This window comes from Actibacterium sp., assembly GCF_041584535.1.
GTDB lineage: Bacteria > Pseudomonadota > Alphaproteobacteria > Rhodobacterales > Rhodobacteraceae > Actibacterium_D.
Window position 1 is genome coordinate 1 of the sequence record NZ_JBFHDW010000163.1, and the last position, 6,136, is coordinate 6,136.

Annotated in this window: 8 protein-coding genes and 1 pseudogene; all 9 read left to right on the forward strand. The window is 62.1% G+C overall.

Annotation, left to right across the window (positions count from 1 at the left end):
- Positions 1-193 (forward strand): annotated as a pseudogene (gene narH, locus ABYW26_RS09160) (nitrate reductase subunit beta); the annotation flags it as partial.
- Positions 193-897, forward strand: a complete 705-nt coding sequence (narJ, locus tag ABYW26_RS09165) for a nitrate reductase molybdenum cofactor assembly chaperone (protein ID WP_372604492.1) — start codon at positions 193-195, stop codon at positions 895-897. The pseudogene narH and the gene narJ, both read left to right, overlap by 1 nt.
- An 11-nt stretch (positions 898-908) precedes the next feature.
- Positions 909-1,691, forward strand: a complete 783-nt coding sequence (gene narI / locus ABYW26_RS09170; RefSeq protein ID WP_372604494.1) for a respiratory nitrate reductase subunit gamma — start codon at positions 909-911, stop codon at positions 1,689-1,691.
- 5 nt (positions 1,692-1,696) lie between these two features.
- Positions 1,697-2,494, forward strand: a complete 798-nt coding sequence (locus ABYW26_RS09175) for a peptidylprolyl isomerase (protein WP_372604495.1) — start codon at positions 1,697-1,699, stop codon at positions 2,492-2,494.
- Between the two features lie 13 nt (positions 2,495-2,507).
- Entirely contained in the window at positions 2,508-2,768 is a 261-nt protein-coding gene (locus tag ABYW26_RS09180) for a hypothetical protein (protein ID WP_372604496.1), read from the forward strand.
- A 3-nt stretch (positions 2,769-2,771) separates the two neighbouring features.
- Entirely contained in the window at positions 2,772-3,389 is a 618-nt protein-coding gene (locus ABYW26_RS09185) for a carbonic anhydrase (protein ID WP_372604498.1), read from the forward strand.
- A complete protein-coding gene (gene glp, locus ABYW26_RS09190; RefSeq protein WP_372604500.1) occupies positions 3,386-4,666 on the forward strand; it encodes a gephyrin-like molybdotransferase Glp in 1,281 nt (426 codons plus the stop codon). The genes ABYW26_RS09185 and glp overlap by 4 nt, the downstream gene beginning before the upstream one ends.
- A gap of 10 nt (positions 4,667-4,676) precedes the next feature.
- A complete protein-coding gene (locus ABYW26_RS09195) occupies positions 4,677-5,198 on the forward strand; it encodes a DUF2478 domain-containing protein (RefSeq protein WP_372604501.1) in 522 nt (173 codons plus the stop codon).
- Between the two features lie 215 nt (positions 5,199-5,413).
- The coding region (locus ABYW26_RS09200) for a ferritin-like protein (RefSeq protein WP_372604502.1) at positions 5,414-6,136 on the forward strand (723 nt) is incomplete at its 3' end.

Genomic DNA, 6,136 nt, shown 5'->3' on the forward strand with positions numbered 1-6,136 from the left:
CGTGATGGCGATCGCCAATTACGAGGATCGCTTCGTAATCCCGACCACCCATCGCGAACAGGTGGAAGAAGCCTATGATTTGCGTAGCGGTTGCGGCTTCACCGACACCAACGGGTGCTCTACCGGCATCTCGAAAGGCTCGCTGTTCGGCGGGTCTAAGAAACCCCTGAAAATGCCGACGGAGGTGCAGTGATGGACCGCACATTAAAAGCGATTTCGCTGGTGCTGAGTTACCCGACACGCGAATTGCAGCAGGCCATGCCCGAAATCAGCGCCGTTCTGGCGTCGGACACGCGCCTGACTGCGGCGGCGCGTCGGGGGCTGCGCCCGCTTATGGAGAATCTGGGCGGGCGTGACATCTATGATCTGGAAGAACAGTACGTGTTTCTGTTCGACCGGTCGCGCACCCTGTCGCTGAACCTCTTCGAGCATGTGCATGGCGAAAGCCGTGACCGGGGCGGCGCGATGGTGTCCTTGCTTGAAACCTATCGCGAAGGCGGGTTCGATCCCGTCACCGCAGAACTGCCGGATCACCTTCCGGTGCTGCTGGAATTCCTGTCGACGCGTCCCTTCGCAGAAGCACAGGAAACCTTGGCGGACGCGGCACATATATTCGAGGCCCTTAACGCCCGGCTCGTCCGGCGTGAAAGCCCGTATGGTGCCGTGTTCGCCGCTCTTTTGCAGCTTTCCGGTGCAAAGGTGAACCAGGACGCGGTGGCGGAACTCCTCGAACAGCCCGAAGTCGATCCGAACGATCTGGATGCGCTGGATGCGGTCTGGGAGGAAAGCGAAGTCCGCTTTGGTCCGGACCCGAATGCCGGCTGCCCGCAAGTGCGCGACATGCTCGCGCGTATGGATGAACCCGTCCGCCCCGCCTCTGGCGTGGCAGCGGTGTGATGGAGGCACAGATGCACAACTTCCTTTTCGGGATTTACCCCTATATCGCGCTTGCGGTGCTGATCCTTGGATCCATCGCACGCTATGAACGCGATCCTTTCACATGGAAAAGCTCGTCCTCGCAGCTTTTGCGACGCAAACAGCTGATGATCGGTTCGATCCTGTTCCACCTCGGCGTTCTGGTCATCTTCGTGGGTCACCTGTTCGGCCTGCTGATCCCGCACCAGATCTACGAAGCCTTCGGCATTCACGCCGAGGCCAAGCAGTTGCTGGCAGCGACGGCAGGCGGGATCGCCGGGGTGCTGGCGATTATCGGGGGCATCATGCTGGCGCATCGTCGCCTGAACGATCCGCGCGTGCGGGCCACCTCCAGCTTCTGGGATACGGCGATCCTGCTTATCCTGCTGGCGCAGCTTGCGCTGGGTCTGATCAGCGTGCCCTACTCGATCGTGACCGCCGAGCATGGCGAAGTGCTGTTGTTCATGGCTTGGGCGCAGGGGATTTTCACCTTCCAATCCGATGCGGCGACGCATCTCGCCCATGTGCCGCTGATCTACAAGCTGCATATCGTGCTGGGCCTGACGATCTTCGTCCTGTTCCCCTTCACACGGCTGGTGCACATCGTCTCGGGTATCGCAGCGCCTTTCCGCTATCTGTTTGTCCGCACGGGCTACCAGTTGGTGCGGTCGCGCCGCAGCCAGCCGCTGCCCAGCCGGACCGGTGCAGTGACGGCTTCGCGCAAGGTCGTGGCGCCGAAACCCGCGCCTGACGCAACAGCAAGACCGGCGGAGTAAGACCCATGAACGCAGCCCTTTTCCCCGATCTCGTCGTCAATGGCGAAACCGTGCCGCACGCTGTCATCGCATCCGAGGCGCAAAATCATGACGCGCCGAAAGGAAAGCCCGGCATTGCCTGGCGCAAGGCAGCGGATGCTGTGGCGATCCGCACGCTTCTGTTGCAGGAAGCGCGCCGCCGCGACCTGCAACCGGTGCCTGCCGAGGTTGGTCCGGGCCGGTTCGAAACAGACGAGGAGGCCCTGATCCGGGGCCTTCTCGAAACCGCCCTCGACGTCGCGCCCCCCTCAGAAGAGGCGCTGCATGCGGAATGGGCGCGCGACCCTTCGCGCTTCCGTTCACCGCCGCTTTGGGAAGTGTCGCACATCCTGTGCGCCTGCGATCCGCGCGATGAGGCGCAAAGGAAAGCCGCCGAAGCCCGCGCGACCGAATTGGCCGACCGGGCCTGCGCCAACCCGCGCGACTTTGCGAAGCTTGCGCGTGAAAACAGCGATTGCGGCTCGAAATCATCCGGCGGCGCCTTGGGGCAATTGGGGCCTGGCGACACCGTGCCGGAATTCGAAGCGGTGCTGCGCACCCTCACCGAAGGGGAAATCACCAAGACGCCCGTTCTCACGCGCCATGGCTGGCACATCATCCGTATCGATGCGGTCGCGGACGGGGCCGAACTTCCGTTCGAGACCGTGCGCCCCAAACTTGCCGAGGCGATGGAAAAAGCGGCTTGGGCCCGTGAGGCCCGGTCGTTTGTCTGTCAACTGGTCGCGTCGGCCACGATAACCGGCGCGGACCTGCGAACGATATAGGCCCGAGGTCATCATGAAGAATGAACTGCCGAACATGCGCCGGGGCACTGTCGATGCAAAGCCGGCCATCTTCAACCTGATGGAAAACCCGGTGGATTTCACCACAGAAGACCACATGCGAATGGGGGCCATCCGCAAAATGATGGATCAGATCGCGGGGCAAGAAACCGGCCTTCTGATCCACGTCAAAAGACGGGTGGCCGGGGTCAAAGCGCAGGATATTCCCCAAGGCAACGGGACGATCCGGCGGCGCGTCAAGGATATGCAAGGCTGAACGATGCTTGAGTCCCTTATCGAGAACAACGCCAGATGGTCTGCCGAACGCCGCGACGCGGACCCCAGCTATTTTTCCCGCCTTGCCGAGATTCAGGAGCCCGAGTTTTTCTGGATCGGATGCTCGGACAGCCGTGTGCCCGCGAATGTGGTTGCCGGCCTCGATCCGGGTGAGGTTTTCGTCCACCGCAACGTGGCGAATGTCGTGCATTCCAGCGACCTGAACTTTCTTTCCGCGCTGGAATTCGCGCTTGAGGCGCTCAAGGTCCGGGAGATCATCGTATGTGGCCACTACGGCTGCGGCGGTGTCCGGGCCGCAACCGAGAATATGCCCCACGGCCTTGCGGATCACTGGCTTGAACCGATCCGGCGGCTTGCGCGGGCCTATGCCGTCGATTTGGCCCGTTGCAAGGATATTGAGGAACAGCGCGACAAGCTGGCCGAGCTGAACGTCATCGAAGGCGTCCGGCGGGTCGCGGAATCCCCGATCATGCAAAGAGCCTGGGAGCGCCGGATGAACGTGCGCGTTCACGGGCTGATCTATGGGCTGAAGGACGGACGCCTGCGCGATCTGGATTGCTCGCTCGGGCCGGGGCACTTTGAAAGACAGGGTGCGCTATGACGTTGATCCCAAGACTTGAAACACCGGGCTGCGGTTGCGATGCGCCCGAACAGGTGGCGCGGCTGATCTCTATCGACGAGGCGCTTGGCCTGATATCCCGACATGCTGCGCCCGTTTCGGGATCAGAGACCGTTCCGCTGTTGCGGGCAAAAGGTCGGGTTCTGACCAAGCCGGTTCATGCATTGGGCCAGACGCCACCGTTCGACAATTCCGCGATGGACGGTTACGCGGTCAACTTGGCCAGCTTTGATGGCTCGGGCCCCTGGACCCTGTCCGTTTCCGACCGGGTCCCCGCAGGCGAGGCACCGCGCACAGCGGTCACAGCCGCCACAGCGGCGCGGATCTTTACCGGCGCGCCCATCCCGCCGGGCAGCGATGCCGTGATCCGGCAGGAAGATGCCGTCAGGACGGGACAGGAGGTGACCTTCAATCAACGCCCCGCCTGCGGACAGAACATTCGCCGCGCCGGTGCCGACATGAAGTCGGGACAAAAGATACTGGATGCCGGGGCGTGCCTTGGCCCGCGCGAGATCGCGGCCTGCGCCGCTGCTGGCGTTGGCGCGGTAACGGTGCAGCGTGCCCTGCGCGTCGCATTGCTTGTGACAGGTGACGAGGTGCGCGCGGCGGGCGCGCAATGCGATGAGGCGAATATCTGGGACGTGAACACGCCGATGCTGTGCGCGGCGCTGGACACGCCCCAAATTGAACTGGTCCATGCGGGACTGGTTGCGGACAATCAGATAGCTGTGCAGCACAGCCTTACCGAGCTGGCCGGTCAGGCCGACCTCATCGTGACCACAGGCGGTGTCTCGGTCGGCGAGGAAGACCATGCCAAACCGGCCTTCGATGCGCTGGGGGGCGAGATCCGTTTCAGCGGTGTCGCCATCAAACCCGGCAAGCCGATTACCTATGGCGGCCTTGGAACGTGCCATTGGCTTGGCCTTCCGGGCAATCCTTTGTCCGCCTTTGTGACCTGGCAGATCTTCGGCACGGCCCTTGTGCGGCAATTGACCGGACAATCCGCCCCGCGCGCAGTCAGGCGTCACGTGGTGACGGGCGCCGATATCCGGCGCAATCCGGGCCGGTGCGAACTTCGGCTTGCGTCGCTGATCGGGTTCGATGGAAACGGCCGCGAGATTGTCGGCTTCGAGAACGCAACCCATTCCGGCCGTGTCGGGCGCATGCCGTTGTCAGACGGCCTGATTTTCCTGCCGGCTGAGACCGACCACCTGCCCGCCGGGGCGCTGGTCGAATTTCTTCCCTTTTGCGATAGTTGAGGTCCAAGACATGAAACTTGCCTACACGATGGCGCCGGGACGCGGCGACACTGACCTGATCCTCGCCGGACTCGCAAACCGTCTCGGCAAACGTGGCATTCGGTGCTGTGGCACCGTCCAGATCAATACCGAACGACCCGATACGCATAAATGCGACATGGACGTGATGGTCCTTCCGGAAGGTCCTGTGCTGCGTGTCAGCCAGGATCAGGGGCCGGGGGCAAGGGGTTGCCGCCTTGATCCGGGGGCGCTTGAGACCGCTGTGGGGCTGGTCGCTTCGCGGCTGAGTGGCGAGACTGACCTGCTTATCATCAACAAATTCGGCAAGCACGAGGCCGAAGGCCGCGGGTTCCGCGAGGTGATCGCGCAGGCCGTCGCGATGGATGTGCCGGTTCTCGTCGGCCTGAACGGTTTGAACCGATCCGCGTTTGAAGAATTCGCGGGTGGTCTGGCCACCCGTGTCGACCCAGTGCCGGACGCTCTTGTGCAATGGGCGCTGAAAGCGGTCCGCGAAAAGGTTGAACTCGTGTGAGTTCAACCCCTGTGGTGTCGTAAGCCTTCCCCGGTCCACGCGATTTGGTCAGATCCCTCTGGATAAAAGGCGATTGATCCAGCAGGGCCCGACAGCCTGTTCAGGCCGGGACCGCAGTGCCCCGGCTCACAACGGTAGACCCCTAAAAGCCAATGCACTAGGCTTTCAACGATAGGAGTTCGGCGCTCAGGATCCATTCGCGGGGGGATGACATCATGGCAATCACAAATCTGGAAAGCCTGCGGACACATCTGCAATGGGCGATCGAATTAGAGCACGCGACGCTGGCGCCCTATCTGACGGCGCTTTATTCGATCAAGGAAGGCACGAATGCCGAAGCCACCGAAGTCATCAAAAGCGTCTTTCTGGAAGAGATGCTGCACATGGCGCTGGCCGCGAACATCCTGAATGCGGTCGGCGGCACGCCGCGGTTTGATTACAAGGGGTTCATTCCCACCTTCCCGACACCGCTGCCGCATGGCGATGCGTCGTTTCAGGTTGGCCGTGGTAAAATTTCTGTCGCGGCGATCCGGTCTTTCCTGAATATCGAACGCCCGGCAGAAACCGATGCGGAACCGGCCGAGGAGAAATATCATTCAATCGGACAGTTCTATGCCGCGATCATCGAAGGGCTGAAAACCTGCTGCGCCACCCTTGGCGAAGACGTGGTGTTCTCGGGCGATCCGGCATGGCAGTTGACCAAGGAAACCACCTTTTACGGCGGTGCCGGCCATCTGATCGGGGTGACGGATCTGGCCTCGGCCCTGGCGGCGATGGAAGAGATCGTCGAGCAGGGCGAGGGGCTGGATCATGGCTCGATCTTTGATGGCGACAAGAACATGTTCCATCCCGAACGGCAGGAGGTCGGCCATTACTTTCGCTTTCAGGAAATCCTGAAGGGCCGCAGCTATCAGATGGGCGACACGCCGGCCTCTGGC